This is a genomic window from Sphingopyxis sp. GW821-FHT12F08 (assembly GCF_058806755.1).
This window is the reverse complement of the sequence record NZ_JBXAQA010000002.1, coordinates 343777-362354: the sequence shown is the minus strand read 5'-3', so window position 1 is coordinate 362354 and position 18578 is coordinate 343777. Positions and strand designations below refer to the sequence as shown.

Here is an 18578-nt window from a genome sequence, read left to right as displayed (position 1 = left end):
CGGCATGCCGGGCGCGATGATGCGCATCTGGTTCAATCGCGGTTTTTCGCTCGCGCCGATCGCGGGGCTGATGCGCGCCGCCGATCCGTCGCTCGAAGTCTTCATCAGCGTGTCGCCGTATGCGGCGCGCTATCCCGGGCCGACGGCGACGTGGATCGACGGCGGTTTTGCCGACACTCCAGCCGACGATCGCGACGCCTATCTGGCGTGGGTGCGCGAGACGATCGCGTGCGAGGCGATCGACCTGTTCATCCCGACACGCCATCGCAAGCTGATCGCGGCGGCGGAGCTGCCGTGCCGCGTGCATCTGCCCGCCGACATGGCGACGCTCGCGCTGCTCGACGACAAATACGGCTTTGCCGAGGCACTGGCGGGCGAAGAGCATCACCTGCCCACCCATCTGGCGCAGAGCAGCGGCGAGCTGGCCGAGCTGCTGGCGCGCTGGCCCGACGATGGCACGAGCCCCTGCGTCAAGCCGCGGCAGGGGGTCAACGGGCTCGGTTTCTGGCGCCTGATGGACGTCGATCCGATGGCACATCTGAAAGACCCCGAGCGCCGCCGCATCCGCGCCGAGCTCTACGTCGCGGCGCTCGCCGAGCAGGAAGCGCGCGGGCCGATCGACGATATCGTCGTCATGCCCTATCTGCCCGGCCCCGAAATCTCGTTCGACATCCTGGCCGACGCCGGGCGCCTGCTCAAATATGCCGCGCGGACCAAGATGGCGAACGGCCACCAGCATATCGTCTCGCGCCACCCGCTCGAAGACGCGGTCGCCGCGATCGTGGCGCGCTTCGGCCTCCACGGCCTCGTCAACGCGCAGTTCCGCCGCGCGAGTGACGACAGCTGGAAATTGCTCGAAATCAACGCGCGGCCCGCGGGCGGGGTCGTCTATGCCGACCAGGTCGGCTGCCGCCTCGTCGCCGACTGGGCGGGGCTGCTCACGGGAAGGCTGACCCCCGCGACGATCGACCGCCGCGCGATCGACAGCGAGGTTTCGTTCACCACCGTGGTCCAGGCGGTCGCGGCATGAGAGCGAAAGGGGAGGGGCGATGAACAAGGCGCAACCCGGGGAGCGGCTTGCAGTCGATGACAGTGCCGCGTGCACGATCCGCGTCAGCGGGCGCGGCGCCGACCGCGTCGGCGTGCTCGCCGTCTCGCGCGAGGGCGCCTTCCAGCCGCTCGAAAAGGGCAGCGGCGCCGGCGAGTGGACCTTGTCGGCGATGTCAGACCTCGGCGACCATGCCGAATTGCTGCTCTATATCGTCGACGACCGCAGCGGCGGCTTCGTCAACGACGCCTATCCGCTCACCGTCGATTTCGGCGGAACCAGCTATGATTTCCCCGTGCCCTTCGACCAGCTCGCCGCGGTGATCATCGCCGAGGTCTATCTGCGCAACGGTGCGCGGCGGGTAAAGGTCGCCAACGAGGGCTATACCTTCGGCATCGAGGCCTTCGCGCGCGCGCGCAATTTCCCGGTCGACGCCATTCCGGGGCGCCAGCGCAGCGGCGGCGGTTCGGGCCAGCCGTGGGGCAGCGACCGCCCCGCGCCGCCGCCGGGCACCTCGCTCGGATCGGGCAGCGGCGTGCTCGTCGCGCCGGGGATCGTCGTCACCAACGCGCACGTCATCGAGGGCGGCAACGACTTCAAGATCGGGCGCGGCGGCCAGTCACTGACGATGCTCGCGGTCGATCCGATGCACGATCTCGCGATCCTGCAGGGCGAGGTGCAGGGCACCCCGCTGCCGCTGCGCCATAATTCGCCGATCTGGCTGGGCGAGGCGGTACTTGCCGCCGGCTATCCGCTGATGGACCTGCTCGGCGCCGACCTCAAGGTCTCGACGGGCAATGTCTCGGGGCTGAAGGGGTGGGAGGGCGACGTCGCGCGCTTCCAGTTCACTGCGCCGATCGGGTCGGGCTCGTCGGGCGGCGCGATCCTCGACGAATATGGCAACCTCATCGGCATCACCTCCTCGTCGCTGGCGCACGGAAACCTCCGCGACCGCGGCGCGATCAGCGAGAATGTCAATTTCGGGATCAAGGTTGCGCTGGTGCACGAGATGCTCGCGGCGTCGGGGGTCGATATCCCGGCCACCGGCCTGTCCGAGGACAATAATCGCCGCAACGTCGTGCAGCGGCTGCGCGGCTCGGTGATCAGTATCATCGTCAGCAGCTGAGCCGGGCGGGCAAGGCCATGGGCTTCCGCTTTTCGAAACATATCACGCTGATGCCCGGCGTGCGCGTCGACGCCGGCATCCCGGGGTCGGGGCTCAGCTATCGCGAACGGCTCGACCGTCCCGCGTCGGCCAATCCGCGGCCCCAGCTTCCCGAACGGATCGAGGCCATCCTCGACGGCGACGAGATCCGCTTCGCCGACGATCGCGGTACGCCGATCGACGCCGCGCTCTATCCCGCCGCGCGCCGCGCAATGAAGGCCGAAATCACCGAGCTGCTGGGACGGCATGTCGCGGCGCGCAACGCCCAGATCGACGCACTGCTGGCGCAGCATCACGACATCCCGCCGGGCGTGCGCACTGCCCGGCCTGGCTCGGCCAAGCCGCAGCGCGAAGCCTATCCCAGCGATCAGGCGCATATCGAGGCGGTGATGCTGTGGCGCGCCGCCACGGCCAATGCCCGGCCTTCGGATGCTGGGATCGAGAATGAGCTGCTCGCGGCGCTCGGCGAACTCCAGTTTCCGCGCGAGACCAATATCGCGGTCGAACTGCGCGGCGACCGGCTGCTGCTCGATGTCGACCTGCCCGAGCTCGAGGAGATGCCGAACCTCCGCTGGGCGGCGAATATCGGCTATGCGTCGCTGATCACGAAGACCATCGCGCAAAAGGATGTCGCCGCGCTCTATCTTGGCCATGTCGCCTCGCTGATCCTGCGCTTGATCGGGCACGGTTTTTCGGTCAGTAGCAGCATCCGCTCGGTTGCGGTCTCCGCCTACACGCAAAGGTACGGATCCACCGGCCAACTCGCCGATGAATATGTCGCGGTCGCCGAAATCGACCGCGACGGCTGGAACCAGGTCGATTGCGCCAATTTGCGGGCGATCGACCCCGAGAATCTCCTGCGCCGCTTCGGGGCGAAGCTGGAGGCCAATTCGCGGGGTATCCTGAAGACCCAGCAGCCCTTCGATTAGGGCGCTTTCGTTGACTGGCTGACCGGGCCGAAGCTTTCGCTGCCATCATGATTTCATTATCCCAAGGAAAAATAGCGTCCATGCTCCAAGAGCTGTCCCAGAAGACATCGATCGACCTTGCGACCGGACGGCTGGAGCTGGTGACCGCGGACGGCGTCGACCTCGACGCCTATTGCGATTTCGCGGCGCGCGCGAACCCGAAGCGCGGCTTCCTGATCGTGTCGAAAGTGCTCGGCCGGCACCTGCCCGCGCGCCCGACGGCGATGCGCGAAACGATGGACGCGATGGCGGCGTTGATCGCCGACGACCTGCTTGGCCCGGTCGCTTTCCTCGGCATGGCCGAAACCGCAACCGCGCTGGGGCAGGGCTGTTTCGCGGCGTGGCAGGCGCGGCATCCGGGGCGCGAGGCCGTCTATCTGCAATCGTCGCGGCAACGGGTGGCAGGCGCCGAGGTCGTCGCGCGCTTCGAGGAAGGGCACAGCCACGCGACCTCGCACCTCGTCCAGATCGCCGACCCCGCGATCCGCAAGCTTGCGGCATCGGCGCGGTCGCTGGTGATCGTCGACGACGAATGTTCGACGGGCAAGACCTTCGTCGCGGCGGCCGAGGCGCTGGCCGCGGCGATGTCGCAGCTCGAGCGGATCGAGACGGTGTGCATCACCGACTGGAGCGACCGCGCCTATCTGGACGCGATGCCGCGCCCCAGCGCTGCGCGCGCGATCGTCGAGGGCCGGATGGGCTGGAGCGCCGCGGCCGAGCGATTGCCGGCCGCCGACCTTGCGGCGGGCAGCAACGCGCCGGGCAACGCCCCAACATCGGGCATGGCGAGCCGCACCGGGCTGCTCGCGCCCGAGGCCGCGGCGCGCACGCCGGTCGGCGCCATGCCCGGCGAGCGCATACTCGTGCTCGGCGAAGGCGAGCATAGTTATGAGGCGCTGCGCGTCGCCGAGGAGGTCGAACGCCACGGCGGCATCGCCGCGGTCCAATGCATCACGCGCAGCCCGGCGCTGCTCGGCGGCGCGATGACCAGCCGCTCGATCTTTGCCGACAACTATGGCAGCGGCGCGCCCTGCTTCCTCTACAATATGCTGGGCCACGCGCCCGACCGCGTGCTGGTCGTCACCGAAGTCGCGGCGGACCAGCAGGCCGAGGCCAAGGCCGCGCTCGCCGCGCTCGGTTCGGCGGTGCCGGTCGAGACCATCCTCTGCCACTATGCGGCGGAGGGCTGATCCGATGCGCCCGCTCGTCCTCACCGACCTCGACGACACCTTGTTCCAGACATTGCCCAAATGCCCGCCGGGCATGGAAGGGTTGCGCCAGATGAGCAGCCTGCTCGACGGCAGCCCCAGCGGCTTCGCGACCCCGATGCAGCAGCATTTTCTGCGCTGGCTCGAGGACGGAACCGTGGTCCCCGTCACCGCGCGCGGCCGCGACGTCCTCGCGCGCGTGGCGATCGGACAGGCGCCGGCGATCTGCTCGAACGGCGGCTGCATCCTGGGCGACGACGGCGAGATCGACCGCGTCTGGCACGACCGGCTGGCGGGCGAAGCGCGCCGCGTCGACCCGGTCGCCGATGTCTATCGCACGATCGGCGACCCGCTCTGCACCACCCGCTTCCGCCACTGGATGGTCGAGGAGAATGGCCTCGACCTCTATGTCGTGATCAAGAGCAACCAGCACGACGACCAGGCGCTCGCCGAGCTCGAGAAGGAACTGGCACCGCGCGTGCCGAAAGACTGGCGCTGCCACCGCAACGGCAACAATCTCGCCTATCTGCCCCCCTGGCTCAGCAAGCGCGTCGCGGTGCGCTACCTGATCGATCGCGCGCGCGCCGAGGCGCCCGACCGGCCGGTGATCGGGATCGGCGACAGCGTCTCCGACGTCGGTTTCATGGACCTCTGCGATTTCGCGGTGGTGCCGACGCGCTCGCAGCTTTGGGCGCAGATCGTCGACGGCAATGGCTGGGTCGACTAGCGCCATGACGCGCAATCCTCTCTATCTCGACGCGGCGGGTCACTGGAGCTTCTCGGGCTCCTACGACCCCGAAGACGTCGTTTTCCTGCTCAATCCTGCACAAATCGAGCCGATCGACATTGCCGAGAAGGAACGGCTGATCCAGTCCGGCGCGCGCCATTATTCCGAAATGCTCTCGGCCGAGGCGGTGCCGGGCGAAGCCTATATGCGCCTCTATCACGCCGCGCTCGCCGCCAATGCCGCGCGCCTCCGTCACGATGTCGAGGCGCTCGCCGCCGCGATAAGCGCGCGCGCGCAAACCGCGGAAACCTGCGTCATCCTGTCGCTCGCGCGCGCGGGCACGCCGATCGGCATCCTGCTCAAGCGCGCGCTCGCCCGGCTGGGCGTCGCGGCGCATCATTATTCGATCAGCATCATCCGCGGGCGGGGCATCGACACCAATGCGCTCGCCTATGTCGCGCACCGCCACGGCACCGCGAATGCGGTCTTCGTCGACGGCTGGACCGGCAAGGGCGCGATTCGCGGCGAACTCGACCGCTCGCTCGGCGATGGCGCCACCGGTTTCGCTCCCTTCCTCGCGGTGGTCGCCGATCCCGCCGGGGTCGCCGACCTCGCTGCGAGTTTCGACGATTATGTCATCCCCGGCGGGCTGCTCAACGGCATCGTCTCGGGGCTGGTCAGCCGCTCGGTCCTCAACGACGAACTGGTCGGCCCGCACGACTTCCACGCCTGCCTCGCGATGCCCGAACATGCGGCGCGCGACGTCAGCCGCGCCTATATCGACGCTATCGAGGCGGCGGGCGAGTGGCGGGAAAGCGCGGAACGGCCCTGGTCCGCCGGTGAGGTGGCCGCGGTCCGCCGCGCCGCCGCCGACACCATCGCCGAACTCGCCGCCGAAGCCGGGGTCACCGACATCAATCGCATCAAGCCCGGCATCGCCGAAGCCACTCGCGCGATCCTGCGCCGTGTGCCAGACCGCATCTATGTCCAGCGGCGCGGCGATCCCGACGTCGCGCATATCGCGCTGCTCGCCGAACAGGCAGGGGTGCCGGTGATCGAAAGAAACTTGCGGACCTATCGGGCCGTCACCATTATCAAAGATCTGGGAGCAGAGCAGCAATGAACGCGGTCGAACTGGGTGCCACCCTCTACGTCCCGGCCATCAACCCGACGGCAAAGGGAATCGTCCATGGGGCGATCGACGACCTGCGCTCGGTCGTCATCTGCCTCGAGGATTCGGTACGCGAGGATCAGGTGCCGGCGGCGATGGCCGCGGTGCAGGATCTGCTTGGCGGCTTTGCCGAGCGCTCGCCGGCGCTGTCGGTCTATATCCGCCCGCGCAATTTCACGATGCTGACCCGGCTGCTCCAGATGGACGGGATCGACCGCATCGACGGCTTCGTCCTGCCCAAGGTGACGACCCAGTCGCTGCCCGTGTGGCTGACCGCGCTGATGCACGAGCATCACCGCATCATGCCGACGATCGAGGGCGAGGAGGCCTTCGACCGCGCGGCGCTCGCGCGCCTCTGCGACCAGCTGCAACCCTATGCCGAGCGTGTGTCGGCGGTGCGCATCGGCGGCAACGACATCCTCGGCCTGCTCGGCATCCGCCGCTCGCGTTTCCGCACCGCCTATGACGGCCCGCTGGGCAGCGTCATACGCGACATCACCGGCACCTTCATCCCCAACGGCTTCGGCGTCGCGGCGCCGGTGTTCGAGCATTTTTCCTCGCCCGACGTGCTGCGCCGCGAGGTCGAGCAGGACATCGAGCATGGCCTGCTGACCAAGACCGCGATCCACCCCGAGCAGATCGCGATCATCCACGCGGTCTATCGTCCCGACGCTTCCGAAATGGCCGAGGCGCGCGCGATATTGAGCCAGGAGGCACCCGCGGTGTTCGGCAGCAACGGCAGCATGTGCGAACCCGCGACGCATGCCCCCTGGGCGGGCATGATCGTGCGCCGCGCGCAGGCGCATGGCGTCGCCGGCCCCGATCAGCAGGCCGACGTACGGGTGGCATGAGCGGCGGCGCGCCTCGATGAGCGGGCTGGAACTCGAACCGCCTTCGCCGTCGACGCCGCCACCCGCGCGGCAGGGCGGGGGTAGCGACGTCGCGCTCGATGGGGCGACGGTCGCGCGGCTGAAGGCGGTCGCGCGCGAATTTGCCGGCGCCTTCGTGTCGATCGACACGCACAGCCCCGAGTTCGACAGCAAGGCGGCGCAGATTTCGGCGCTCGGCGGCCGCGAGGTGAAATTGCTCTCCGACCAGGCGCGCGCGACGATGTCGCGCAGCGGCGGCCGCGGTGGCGCGGTGACGGCGGTGCACACGCATCTCGAGCGGTTGCGCGCGGTGGTCGAGCGGCTCAATCCTGGTACAGGCGACGAACTGCTGCGGCCGCGCCGATTGCTCGGGCTCTTCCCGGCAGGCAACCGGCTGGTGAGCTATTTCGACCGCTACCGCGACGCCGAGGGCGAGATCGAAGCCGCGCTGGCGGCGCTCGCGGCGAGCCGCGACCTGCTGCTCCAGGACAATATTGCGATCGAGCGCTTCCGCGCCGCGACCTGGCCGCTGCTCGCCAGCCTCGCCGAAGCGGTCGAGATGTCGGGCCATCTCGACGCGCGTTTCGAGAAACTGGCGTCGCAGCTCGACCATAGCGATCCCGCAAAGGCGCAGCGGCTCCGCTCGACCGCGCTGTTCCAGGCGCGCCAGCGCCACGGCGACCTGCTGACGCAGATGGCGGTATCGCAGCAGGGCTATGCGATGCTCGGGATCATCCAGGCCAACAATATCGAGCTGATCAAGGGGATCGACCGCGCCTCGGCGACGACGGTCGCCGCGCTGCAGACCGCGATCGTCGCGGCGCAGACGCTCGCCAACCAGCGCATGGTGCTCTCGCGCATCGGCGGGGTGACCGCCGCCGCGGGCTCGCTGCTCGAACGCGCTTCGCAGGCGTCGGCCGACGGCAACGCCAGCTTCGCGCTCGATAGCGCCGAGGCGGCCGGGCAGGTCGCGGCGCTGCGCGCGGCCTTCGCCGACGTCACCGCCTCGGTCGACGCGCTCGACGACCAGCAGCGTTCGGCGCTGAGTGCGCTTTAGTGTCCTTGGAAAGCCCGATGGGCAAGGCTATGGACGGGGGTGACGTGACGGCAAAAGGTGGGAAAAAGACGGGATGAGCATGTTTCGACGGCTCGGCCGCCTGTTCGGCGGGGAGGCGGATGCACCGCGCGGCAACCCCGCGCCGCCGCCGCCCGTACCGCCGCCCGCGCCGCCGCCGCCCGCCTTCGACTATGGCGACGAGCGCATCCCGAAGAGCGCGCAGGCCAAGATCCAGGCGATCCTCGAATCGATCACCGCGGTCGAAAAGGCGATGGAGCGCGAACAGGTGCCGAGCTTCAGCCGCGTCGACACCGGCCAGATGCGCGACATCCACCTGCCCAAGCTGGTACAGAGCTATATCGACGTCCCCGCCAGCCACCGCGGCGAGATTTTCCGCAAGACGGGCAAGTCGGCGAGCTTCCTGCTCGATGCCAGCCTCGACAAATTGCAGGAGCGCGTCGATTCGATGCTGCGCGACCTGGCGCAGCACGACATCGACGCCTTCACCAACAACACGCAGTTCATAAACGAACGCTATTCGGACGACGAAAACCCGTTCCGCTGATCTGAAGGAGCCGCAAGCATGACCGAATTTCGCAGACTGGAAGAAGCGGTCGAGGCCGGCGGAGTCCGGATCGAGAAATATCGCTTCGTCGAGAAGAGGCTGATCACGCGCGGCATGCCGACCGCCGAGGGCGGGGTGCATTATATCGTCGAGAATACCGACGTCTTCCAGCTGTGCATCAAGCTCAGCGGCGGTGCGGTGATGCTCGAACCCGGCGCGCTCCAATATATGCACGGCAAGATCGAATCGACCGTCCAGCAGCACGAGGACAAGGGTTTCTTCGGCCGCGCGCTCGCCTCGGCGGGCACCGGCGAATCGGCCTTCGCCACCAAATTCTCGGGCCATGGCACGATCTGGACCGAGCCCGGCCGCCGCAACTTCATCATCGGCGAGATCGACGGCGATTCACTGCTGCTCGACGACAAGGCCTTCTACGCCTGCGGCGCTGGCATCCAGCTGACGACGCACCGCCACAACACCATCGCGGGCGTGCTCGGCGGCAACGGGCTGGTGCAGCCCAAGATGAGCGGCAAGGGGGTGTTCGCGGTCGAGGCGCCGGTGCCGGTCGAGGAGATCGACATCGTCGAGCTCGACGGCAGCCAGGAACTCACCGTCGACGGCGACTTCATGCTGATGTTCTCGGCCGAGCTCAGCGTCACCATCGGCCCGCTGGTCAAGGGCCTCCGCAACGCGCTGCGCAGCGGCGAGGGCTTCGTCTACAAGCTCAACGGCCGCGGCACCGCCTGGCTGATGCCGACCGCGAAGGTTAGCTAGGTTTCTCGACTGGAGTCCGTATTGGAGGCCTTAGATCGCCCCTCCCCGGCGGGGAGGGGTTGGGGTGGGGGAGCGAGGCCGTCAGGCCGCGCGTCCGCGCTGGCGTCGGAGCACCCCCATCCAACCCTCCCCCTCGAGGGGGAGGGCTATTACGACCCGGACCTGAGCAAGGCAGTTTCTAGAATTTGACGCTCAATCCGGCGGTGATCCGCCGGTCGGTGAGCCCTTGGAAGCACAGCAGCGCCTTGTTGTTCACGCAATATTGGTTCTGGTCGCCGCGCAGCAGGTTGATGCCCTCGACCCCGACATTGATGTTGTCGGTGATGTCGTAATTGATGCTGGCGTTGAGCTGTCCGCGCGCGCCGTTGATCAGCGGCAGGCCGAAGAAGAAGGGATCGTTCGACACATAGCTTGACCGCCATGTGTAGCGCAGCCGCGCGTTCAGCCCGTATTTGTCGTAGAACAAGGTCGCGTTGTAGGCATATTTCGACAGGTTGGTCAGCGTGATCAGGTCGCGCGAACCCGGAAAACCAAGCTGTGTGAACACCGTCCGCGGGCCGTCTGCGGCACGATATTCGCGCGCCGACCCACCGGTCTTCTGATAGGTGAAATTGCCGATGACGCCGAAGCCCGAGGCAAAGCCCAGCGTGTCTTCCCACGCCGACAGGTCGTGCTGGAAGGCGACTTCGATGCCCGTCTGCGTGGTGCTGCCCGGGACGTTGAAGGTCGAGCTGCGCGGCACGCAGATGCCGACGCCCTGGATCGGGTTGTTGATGTTGCGGTTCGCGATCGGGTTATAGATGCCGCCGCCGGGGCAGGCGGGGTCGATCGAGATGTTGAGATTGCCGTTCGCGTCGAGGTTGGGCGCCGGGTCCTCCTGCCGCTGTGCGAACAGGTTCGTGCGGCTCTTGTGGAAGAAGCCTATGCTGATCAGGCTCGATGGCGCGAAATAATATTCGCCCGAGAGGTCGAACGACCACACCGCTTCGGGGACGAGGTCGGGGTTGCCCACCGCGACCGGCGTGTTCGCGCCGGTGCCGAAGGAGAAGGAGGTCGACAGCGTGTCGAAATTCGGCCGCCTTATGTCGCGTGCGATCCCCGCGCGGACCAGCAATTTGTCGGCGGGTTCGAGCACCAGGCTGAAGCGCGGCAGCAGGAAGCTGTAGTCGCTGTTCGCGACCGTCTGCCCGGTGACCGCGCCATTGGCGATATTGTTCCCGATCGACGAGAGTTTGGTGTGCAGCCAGCGGAAACCGGCGTTGCCGCGCACCGGCATGCCCGCGATGTCGCCCTCCATATTCGCCTGGAAATAGGCGGCGTTGGTCACTTCCTTGATGCTGAAGAAGCCCGCGAAGGATTCGGTCGGCGTCGCGAGCGAGGCGACCGCCGGGCCTTGCGTCCGCGCCGCATTGCTCGCCGCGATCGCTTCGTTGAGCGCTGCGAGGACGCTCGCGGGATCGCGGAAGGCGAGGCCGCCGTCGATCAGCAGGAAGTCGGGGAAATAAAGCTCGCGCCCGTCGGCGGCGTTGAAGTTGCTCGGACCGGGGATCAATATGTCGGAGAAAAGGTCGCCCGACGGCCGGTTCCACGCGGTGGTGGTGTTGGTCAGGCTAACATTGTTCGAAAACTCGCTATTCTCGGCCGAGGTCCGGTTCCAGCGCCAGCCGAAGTCGACCGAGGTCACGAAGGGGTTGAGGTCGGTGGTGTCGTAAGTGAAGTCGAGCCGCGCCGCGCGCTCCTCGTTATCCGTCGAATTGGCGCCCTGTGTCACCTGCTGCAGCTGGTAATTGGCGGGGTCGAGCAATTGCGCGGTCGTCGGCGCGAACGAGCTCGCCTGGTCGATGCCGAATTGCAGCGTGCCGCCGCGCAGGTCGAATTCGATCGGCACGCCATTGTCGATGCTGCGCCCGATCACCGGCTGCGGCCCGTTGGGGTTGATAAAGTCGAGCGTGGTCGAGAAATTGGGGAAATCGGATTTGGAGGTCGACAGCGACAGCTCGGCGCGCAAGCTCAGCTTGTCGGTCACCTGCCACTCGGTGCCGAGGTCGAACACGCGGCTCTTGGTCACGCGCGCGCCGGTGTCGCTCGATGTCCTGAGGTTCGGGTCGATCACCGTGCCGGTCGAGCCGCCGATGCCGATGGTGCCCGCCAGTGCCGCCTGCACGGTGCCGAGGTCGATCGGGCCATTGGGGCCGTCGAGCGTGCCGAAGTCGACGGTTTCGAAATCGGTGTTGTTCATCGCATCGACGACCGAGGGCGTCGCGGTGCCCGAAATCTGGACGCGGTGGCTCTGCTGGCCGCGCTGCTGGTTGTTCAGCGTCGCGTCGAAATAGAATTTGAGGTCGTCGCCCGGCTTCCACTCGAGCGCGGCGGTGCCGTTGTAGGTCTCATATTCGTAATTCTCGAGCCCCTGCTGCAGGAACTGGATGCGCAGGAAGGGAAAGGCCTCGGCACTCGGCCCCGAGCCCGGCAGGACGAGCGCGTCGCGGTCGACGCGCGGCTTGAACGAGGCGACGTCCTGCCGCGCATAGCTGCCGCTCACCACGATGCCGATCTCGCCGATGCCGGTGTCCCACCGGTTGCCCAGCGTCGCCGACACGCGCGGCAGCGTCGATTTGGAAAGGTCGCTATTCTCCATCTGCACGCGCGCCGCGATCAGCGGGTCCCTGAGGTCGAGCGGGCGGATCGTGCGCAAATTGATCGTGCCGCCGACCGATCCTTCGATCGTCTGCGCGGTCGGAACCTTGGTGACCTCGACCGAGGCGATCAGCGCGGCGGGCAGATCCTCGAAGCTGATGCCCGAACGGCCGGCGCCCGACCCCACGGTCGAAACGCCATTGATTTCGGTGCGGTTGGCGTCGGTGCCGCGGATCTGGACGGCGTTACCGACCCCGGCTTGGCGGGTGATCTGGACCCCGGTGACATTTTCGAGAACTTCGGCGAGGTTCTGGTCGGGCAGCTTGCCGATATCCTCGGCCTGGATGACCTCGACGATATTGTCCGAGGTGCGTTTCTCGCCCAGCGCGGTGGCAAGGGAGCTGCGGATGCCGGATACGACGATCGTGTCATCGCCCGCCGCGTCGGTCGCGGTGTTGTCCTGTGCGGCGCTGTCCTGCGCGAAGGCGGGGACGCCTAGCAGTGCGGTCGTTCCCAGCAGCGCCGCCGCAAAATTCATCTTGCCGCGCGAAACGCGCACGAGGCTGGCCCGAATCATGTCCCTCTCCCTCCCTGGTCTTGTTTGGAGCGAGGCTCCTCCTGTCAGGCCAATATGTCAACCCATGATTCATACCAAAGTCCGGTTGATATTGTCCTACCTCTTGTATAGACCAGTGAGCGAGAATCAGAAAATGGGTGAGGCACAGTGCAGATAAGGGCGGTTCTAACGGCAGTCTTGCTGGTCTCGGCGGCGCATCCGGCGCTCGCGCGCGACCTGCTCGTCGCCGACCAGGCGCAATATCAAGCCGCGGTCAAAAAGGCGCAGCCGGGCGACAATATCATCCTCGCCGACGGCGAATGGCGCGATTTCCAGATCATCTTTATCGGGACCGGCACTGCAGAAAAGCCGATCGCGCTGACCGCGCAGACCAGGGGCAAGGTGCTGCTCACCGGCCAGTCGAACCTGCGCCTCGGCGGCCGCCACCTGCTCGTTTCGGGCCTTGTTTTCAAGAGCGGGTCGAGCCCGACCGGCGAGGTGATCGCCTTCCGCCGCGATTCGAAGACGCTCGCGAGCGATACGCGCGTCACCGAGGTCGTGATCGACGGTTTCAGCAAGCCCGACCGCCGCGCCGAGGATATCTGGGTCGCGCTCTACGGCACCGGCAACCGCGTCGACCATTCGCATTTCGAGGGCAAGACCAATACGGGCGTCACGCTCGCGGTGATCCGCCGCGCGGGCGACCCGCTCGATAACCGCCACCGCATCGATCACAATTATTTCGGCCCGCGCCCGCCGCTCGGCTCGAATGGCGGCGAGACGATCCGCATCGGCACCAGCGAGGAATCGCTGTCGGCGTCGAACAGTATCGTCGAGCGCAACATCTTCGACCAGACGAGCGGTGAGGTCGAGATCGTCTCGGTCAAGTCGGGCGGTAATATCCTGCGCGAAAATCTGGTGCTCGAAGCGCGGGGCGCCTTCGTGCTCCGCCACGGCAACGGCAATTTCGTCGAGCGCAACATCTTTCTCGGCAAGGGCGTCGCCGACACCGGCGGGGTGCGCGTGATCAACCGCGACCAGGTGGTGCGCGGCAATTATTTCGAGGGACTTGCGGGCACCTCGTTCAAGAGCGCGATCAGCGTGATGAACGGCGTGCCGAACTCGGTGATCAACCGCTATCACCAGGTCGCGAACGCGCGGATCGAGGGCAACAGCATCATCGACAGTGCGCGCATCACGCTCGCCGCCGGCGCCGATGCCGAACGCTCGGCGGCGCCCATCGACAGCCGGTTCGAACGCAATCTGATCGTTGGGACGAAGGGCGAAGACCCGTTCCGCGCCGAGGGCGAGATCACCGGCATCGCGCTTGCGGGCAATGTCGAGGCGAAGGTCGCGAAGCCGCTGCTCGGTGCGGGGGTGGAGCAGCGCGAGGTGGCGCTCGAACGCGCCGCCAACGGCTTGCTCTACCCGACCGACCCGGCGCTGGCCGCGGTCGGCGCGCCGCGCGATCTCAAGCCCGTGACACGCGCCGAGGTCGGCGCGAGTTGGTATCGCGGCGATGCGCCCGAAGCGGCCTTCGGGACCGGCACCACGCACCCGCTCGCCGCCGGCGCCTCGCTCGCCGAGGCGGTGGCTGCGACCAGTGCGGGCGATACGCTCGCGCTCGCGGCGGGCACCTATGAGGTCGCGGCGCCGCTTGCGCTGCGTCACCGGCTGACCATCGCCGGCGCGAAGGACGCCAAGCCCGTGCTGCGCGTCGCGTCGGGGCTCGCGCGGATCGAGGGCGGCGGCGGACTGCGGCTCGAAAATCTGGAAATCGATGCGCGCGCCGCGGCGGGCGAGGGCGCGCTGATCGCGGTCGGTCCCGGCGTCGCCCCCAATTACAGCCTGACGCTCGACGGCGTGTCGGTGACGGGGCCCGGCAAAGGCCGCCTCGACGGCATCGTCATGGCGCCCGGCACCTTCGCCGACGATGTCGTTATCACCAACAGCGACTTCGCCGAGATGGGGGTCGTCGTCGCGGCGACCGGCGAGCAGGAGCCCAAGGGCTGGTATCCGATGGAGCGGCTGACGATCGCGAACAGCAACTTCGCGCGCGTCGCGATGGTCGCCGACCTGCTGCGCAAGGGCAGCGACGAAAGCACCTTCGGCCCGTGGTTTTCGATGACCGGATCGAGTGTCGCAGACAGCGGATCGGACGGTGCGTCGCTGCGTATCTCGGGGGCGCAGCACGCCGATATCGTGCGGAACAATTTCGCCAAGTCGGACGGCATCGTCGTGATCCACTCGGTCGGCGCGCCCGAGACGCGCATTGCGTCGAACGCCTTCGCCGCGACCCCTGCGCCGCGCATCGAGGAACTCGTCTGGAAAGGCCCGCCGCGCGGGCTGATCGAAAATAATGTCGAGGCACGTCCGTGACCCGCACGCTCGCACTCCTGCTCGCCGCGGCGACGCTGTCCCCGGCCGCGGCGCAGGCGCAGGCGCAGACGCCGCCCGCCGCGTCGGCGCAGGCCTATGCGCCGCTCTTCGCGGGCGAGGTCGAGCGCGCGCGGCGCGACGTCGAGGCGTCGATCAAGGCGGGCATCAACGTGCCCGTGCCCAAGGATCCCGGCGGCGGCTTCACCCACGAGCAGCACAAGCGCAATTATCGCGTCATTTTCGAGGGCGGCCAGCTGTTCCGCCTGACCGGCGAGGCGCGCTACCGCGACCATGTCCGCGACATGCTGTCCGCTTATGCCGACCTCTATCCGGGGCTCGGGCCGCATCCGGCCAAGGCCAACCAGAGTGCGGGGCGCCTCTTCTGGCAGAGCCTCAACGACAGCGTCTTCCTCGTCAACGCGGTGCAGGGCTATGCCGAGATCCGCGCGTCGCTGTCCGTGGCCGACCGCCAGCGCATCGACGACAAGGTGATCCGCCCGATGGCGCATTTCCTGTCGGACGGCTCGCCCGAGGTGATCGACCGCATCCACAATCACGCGACCTGGGCCGCGGCGGGCGTCGGGCTGTCGGGCTATCTGCTCGGCGACCGCGACCTCGTCGACAAGGCGCTGCTCGGACTCGACAAGAGCGGCAAGGCGGGCTTCCTGCGCCAGCTCGACCTGCTCTTCTCGCCCGACGGCTATTATGCCGAAGGGCCTTATTATCAGCGCTATGCGCTGCAGCCCTTCGTCGTCTTCGCAGCCGCCATCGCGGCGAACGACCCCGACCGCCGGATTTTCGAGTATCGGGGCGGCATCGTGCTGAAGGCGATCCGCACCGCGATCGACGTCACGCACGACGGCTTTTTCCTGCCGATCAACGACGCGATGCCCGACAAGAGCCTGCGCACCGAGGAACTCTATCACGCCGTCGCGATCGCCTATGGCGCCACGAAAGATCCGGCCTTCCTGTCGATCGCCGACTGGCAGGGGCGCACCGTGCTGACCCCTGCGGGGCAGGCGATGGCGGCGGACCTCGCGGCGGGGAAGGCCAAGCCCTGGCCGTTCGGCTCGCGGCGGCTCTCCGACGGGCCCGACGGCCAGCAGGGCGCGCTTGTCCTGCTGCGCACCAGGGCTGATCCCTCGGGCCCGTTGCTCGTCGCCAAGAACACCGTGCAGGGCATGGGCCACGGCCATTTCGACCGGCTCGGCTGGCTCTATTATGACGAGACCGGCGCAGTGGTGACCGACTATGGCGCCGCGCGCTTCCTCAACGTCGAAGCGAAGCAGGGTGGGCGTTACCTGCCCGAGAACGACAGCTGGGCGAGCGCGACGATCGCGCACAACACGCTGGTCGTCGACGAGCAAAGCCATTTCGGTGGCGACTGGAAGGCCGGCGAGAAGGCCGGCACGCGCCAGCTCGCGGCGTCGCTCGACGGGCCGACGCGCTATGCGATCGGCGAAATCGACAGCGCGTATAAGGATGTCGCGTTCCGCCGCGCCTTGCTGCTGGTCGAGGTCGACGGTCTCGCCAATCCGCTGGTGCTCGATATCCTCCACCCGACTGGCAGCGGCAGGCATCGTTATGACCTGCCGCTGCATTTTTCGGGGCATATCATCGACAGCGACATCCTATTCGACCGCAAGCTCGCCGAGCGGCCGGTGCTGGGCAAGGCCAATGGCTACCAGCATCTGTGGGTCGACGGCGAGGGGAGCAAGGCGGGCAAGGCGCGGCTGACGTGGATGCAGGGCAGCCGCTTCTACTCCTATCATATGCTGCCCCCCGCGGGCGCGCGCTTCATCGTCGCCGAGAGCGGCGCGAACGATCCCGGGTTCAACCTCCGCCGCGAGCCGGTGGTCATCCAGCGCCTCGACGGCGCGGGCGATGCGACCTTCGTCAGCCTGCTCGAACCGCATGGCGCCTATGACGCGTCGGCCGAGACCGTCGTCGCGAGCAGCGCGCGCGTCGCGGGGCTCGAGCATCGCCGCGAAGGGCGCGCCGACCTGGTGCTGATCAGCCTCGTCGACGGGCGCCGCATCGCGCTCGCGGTCGCCGACGATGTCGCCGCCGATGCCAAGCACAGCGTCAGCATCGACGGCCAGACCCTCGCCTGGACCGGCCCCGTCGGCCGCATCGACCTCGCCAAGACCGGAGCGAAGAAATGAGCAATATCAAGGGCCGCTTCCGCTGGTGCGTGATCGGACTGATCGCGCTCGCGACCGTGATCAACTATATCGACCGCAACGCGCTCGCGGTGATGTGGCCCGAGGTGTCGAAGGAAATCGGCGCCTCGAAGGAAGATTATGCGCTGCTGGTGACGATCTTCATGATCTTCTACGCCTTCGGCCAGTCGCTTTTCGGGCGCATCTTCGACGCGATCGGCACAAGGATGGGCTTCACCATCTCGATCGTCATCTGGTCGCTGTCGATCGCGGCGCACGCGCTGGTGCGCTCGATGCCGCTGCTGATGGTGCTGCGCGCGACGCTCGGGATCAGCGAGGCGGGCAACTGGCCCGGCGCCGCCAAGGCGAATGCGCTGTGGTTCCCCTCGCGCGAACGCGCGCTGGCGCAGGGTATCTTCAACGCGGGGGCATCGCTCGGCGGGATCATTTCGGCACCGCTGATCGCGCTGCTGTTCGTCCAGTTCGGCTGGCACGGCACTTTCCTGCTGATCGGTGTACTCGGCTTCGTCTGGCTGGTGCCCTGGCTCTGGTTCTACAAGGCTGATCCCGAAAAACATCCCGGCCTGAGCGAGGAAGAGCGCGAGTATATTCTGACCGGCCGCACCGAGGCGGGCCGCGACGACGATCGCCGCGTGCCGCTCGGTGAGCTGCTCCGCTACCGCCAGAGCTGGGGCGTGATCCTGTCGCGCTTCTTTCTCGACCCCGTGTGGTGGCTCTTCGTCTCGTGGCTGCCCATCTACCTCGCCGAAACCTTCGGCTTCGACGTCAAGCAGATCGGGCTTTTTGCCTGGGTACCCTTCGTCGGCGCGATGCTCGGCAGCCTGTTCGGCGGCTGGTTCGCGGGGCGGATCATCGGCAAGGGCGGCGGAGTCCATAAGGCGCGGATGACGACCATAGCGATCGGCTGCGCAATCATGCTGCCCGCGCTGCTGCTGACGATCGGTGCGAGCGATCCGCTCACCGCGGTGCTGCTGATCGCGTTTATCCTCTTCGGGTTCCAGATGGCGATCGGCAATATCCAGACGCTGCCCAGCGACTATTTCGGCGGCGGCGCGGTCGGCAGCCTAGCGGGGATCAGTGGCACCGCCGCGGTCGCCGGCACGCTGATCACCACCTGGCTCGTCCCCGTGCTCACCAAGACGAGCTACGCACCGATCTTTGCGCTCAGCGCGGCGGTCGTGCCCATCTCTTTCCTGTGCTTCTGGCTGGTCGGCGGCCGCGTCGCACCGGTCACCGTCAAACCCGCCAACAATCAAGAATAAGGAACTGCA

At 67.4% G+C, this 18578-nt stretch carries 14 protein-coding genes; 13 read left to right on the top strand and 1 reads right to left on the bottom strand.

The window, feature by feature from the left end; genetic code table 11:
* Nucleotides 1–4: 4 nt before the first annotated feature.
* From AC1RNQ_RS06575 to AC1RNQ_RS06530, 10 genes are all read left to right on the top strand, one after another.
* Nucleotides 5–1030 (top strand): ATP-grasp domain-containing protein, encoded by a 1026-nt coding sequence (locus AC1RNQ_RS06575; protein WP_493169865.1) that lies wholly within the window; start codon nucleotides 5–7, stop codon nucleotides 1028–1030.
* A gap of 19 nt (nucleotides 1031–1049) precedes the next feature.
* Nucleotides 1050–2174: a S1C family serine protease gene (locus AC1RNQ_RS06570; protein WP_493169863.1), complete on the top strand. Its 1125-nt coding sequence runs from the start codon at nucleotides 1050–1052 to the stop codon at nucleotides 2172–2174.
* 17 nt (nucleotides 2175–2191) lie between these two features.
* Entirely contained in the window at nucleotides 2192–3142 is a 951-nt protein-coding gene (locus AC1RNQ_RS06565) for a hypothetical protein (protein WP_493169861.1), read from the top strand.
* Nucleotides 3143–3222: 80 nt separating this feature from the next.
* Entirely contained in the window at nucleotides 3223–4371 is a 1149-nt protein-coding gene (locus AC1RNQ_RS06560; RefSeq protein ID WP_493169859.1) for a phosphoribosyltransferase domain-containing protein, read from the top strand.
* Between the two features lie 4 nt (nucleotides 4372–4375).
* The gene (locus tag AC1RNQ_RS06555; RefSeq protein ID WP_493169858.1) at nucleotides 4376–5116 is read left to right on the top strand and encodes an HAD family hydrolase; all 741 of its coding nucleotides are present in this window, start codon (nucleotides 4376–4378) and stop codon (nucleotides 5114–5116) included.
* A 4-nt stretch (nucleotides 5117–5120) separates the two neighbouring features.
* Entirely contained in the window at nucleotides 5121–6239 is a 1119-nt protein-coding gene (locus AC1RNQ_RS06550; RefSeq protein WP_493169856.1) for a cysteine protease StiP family protein, read from the top strand.
* Nucleotides 6236–7138, top strand: coding sequence for an HpcH/HpaI aldolase/citrate lyase family protein (locus AC1RNQ_RS06545; RefSeq protein WP_493169855.1), 903 nt, complete (start codon nucleotides 6236–6238; stop codon nucleotides 7136–7138). The genes AC1RNQ_RS06550 and AC1RNQ_RS06545 overlap by 4 nt, the downstream gene beginning before the upstream one ends.
* Before the next feature lie 16 nt (nucleotides 7139–7154).
* Nucleotides 7155–8213, top strand: a complete 1059-nt coding sequence (locus tag AC1RNQ_RS06540; RefSeq protein WP_493169853.1) for a toxic anion resistance protein — start codon at nucleotides 7155–7157, stop codon at nucleotides 8211–8213.
* A 73-nt stretch (nucleotides 8214–8286) separates the two neighbouring features.
* Nucleotides 8287–8778, top strand: coding sequence for a hypothetical protein (locus AC1RNQ_RS06535; protein ID WP_493169852.1), 492 nt, complete (start codon nucleotides 8287–8289; stop codon nucleotides 8776–8778).
* Nucleotides 8779–8796: 18 nt separating this feature from the next.
* Nucleotides 8797–9552: an AIM24 family protein gene (locus tag AC1RNQ_RS06530; protein WP_493169850.1), complete on the top strand. Its 756-nt coding sequence runs from the start codon at nucleotides 8797–8799 to the stop codon at nucleotides 9550–9552.
* 178 nt (nucleotides 9553–9730) lie between these two features.
* Here AC1RNQ_RS06530 and AC1RNQ_RS06525 read toward each other — a convergent pair whose 3' ends face one another.
* Complete coding sequence (locus AC1RNQ_RS06525; RefSeq protein ID WP_493169848.1) at nucleotides 9731–12766, bottom strand: TonB-dependent receptor; 3036 nt, start codon at nucleotides 12764–12766, stop codon at nucleotides 9731–9733.
* A 177-nt stretch (nucleotides 12767–12943) separates the two neighbouring features.
* Here AC1RNQ_RS06525 and AC1RNQ_RS06520 point away from each other — a divergent pair, with 177 nt between their 5' ends.
* Genes AC1RNQ_RS06520 through AC1RNQ_RS06510 form a run of 3 tightly spaced genes read left to right on the top strand, consistent with a single transcriptional unit; the run spans nucleotide 12944 to nucleotide 18569 of the window.
* On the top strand, nucleotides 12944–15124 hold the full coding sequence (locus tag AC1RNQ_RS06520) for a polysaccharide lyase 6 family protein (protein ID WP_493169847.1): 2181 nt from the start codon (nucleotides 12944–12946) through the stop codon (nucleotides 15122–15124).
* The gene (locus tag AC1RNQ_RS06515; protein ID WP_493169846.1) at nucleotides 15121–17289 is read left to right on the top strand and encodes a heparinase II/III domain-containing protein; all 2169 of its coding nucleotides are present in this window, start codon (nucleotides 15121–15123) and stop codon (nucleotides 17287–17289) included. The genes AC1RNQ_RS06520 and AC1RNQ_RS06515 overlap by 4 nt, the downstream gene beginning before the upstream one ends.
* The gene (locus AC1RNQ_RS06510) at nucleotides 17286–18569 is read left to right on the top strand and encodes an MFS transporter (protein WP_493169844.1); all 1284 of its coding nucleotides are present in this window, start codon (nucleotides 17286–17288) and stop codon (nucleotides 18567–18569) included. Before AC1RNQ_RS06515 ends, AC1RNQ_RS06510 begins: the two co-directional genes overlap by 4 nt.
* The last annotated feature ends 9 nt before the right edge of the window (nucleotides 18570–18578 follow it).

Excerpts from the sequence above, each read along its gene's own strand:
- AC1RNQ_RS06575 (WP_493169865.1), top strand. The coding sequence starts at position 5 with ATGCCGGGCGCGATGATGCGCATCTGGTTCAATCGCGGTTTTTCGCTC.
- AC1RNQ_RS06570 (WP_493169863.1), top strand. The coding sequence starts at position 1,050 with ATGAACAAGGCGCAACCCGGGGAGCGGCTTGCAGTCGATGACAGTGCC.
- AC1RNQ_RS06565 (WP_493169861.1), top strand. The coding sequence starts at position 2,192 with ATGGGCTTCCGCTTTTCGAAACATATCACGCTGATGCCCGGCGTGCGC.
- AC1RNQ_RS06560 (WP_493169859.1), top strand. The coding sequence starts at position 3,223 with ATGCTCCAAGAGCTGTCCCAGAAGACATCGATCGACCTTGCGACCGGA.
- AC1RNQ_RS06555 (WP_493169858.1), top strand. The coding sequence starts at position 4,376 with ATGCGCCCGCTCGTCCTCACCGACCTCGACGACACCTTGTTCCAGACA.
- AC1RNQ_RS06550 (WP_493169856.1), top strand. The coding sequence starts at position 5,121 with ATGACGCGCAATCCTCTCTATCTCGACGCGGCGGGTCACTGGAGCTTC.
- AC1RNQ_RS06545 (WP_493169855.1), top strand. The coding sequence starts at position 6,236 with ATGAACGCGGTCGAACTGGGTGCCACCCTCTACGTCCCGGCCATCAAC.
- AC1RNQ_RS06540 (WP_493169853.1), top strand. The coding sequence starts at position 7,155 with ATGAGCGGGCTGGAACTCGAACCGCCTTCGCCGTCGACGCCGCCACCC.
- AC1RNQ_RS06535 (WP_493169852.1), top strand. The coding sequence starts at position 8,287 with ATGAGCATGTTTCGACGGCTCGGCCGCCTGTTCGGCGGGGAGGCGGAT.
- AC1RNQ_RS06530 (WP_493169850.1), top strand. The coding sequence starts at position 8,797 with ATGACCGAATTTCGCAGACTGGAAGAAGCGGTCGAGGCCGGCGGAGTC.
- AC1RNQ_RS06525 (WP_493169848.1), bottom strand. The coding sequence starts at position 12,766 with ATGATTCGGGCCAGCCTCGTGCGCGTTTCGCGCGGCAAGATGAATTTT.
- AC1RNQ_RS06510 (WP_493169844.1), top strand. The coding sequence starts at position 17,286 with ATGAGCAATATCAAGGGCCGCTTCCGCTGGTGCGTGATCGGACTGATC.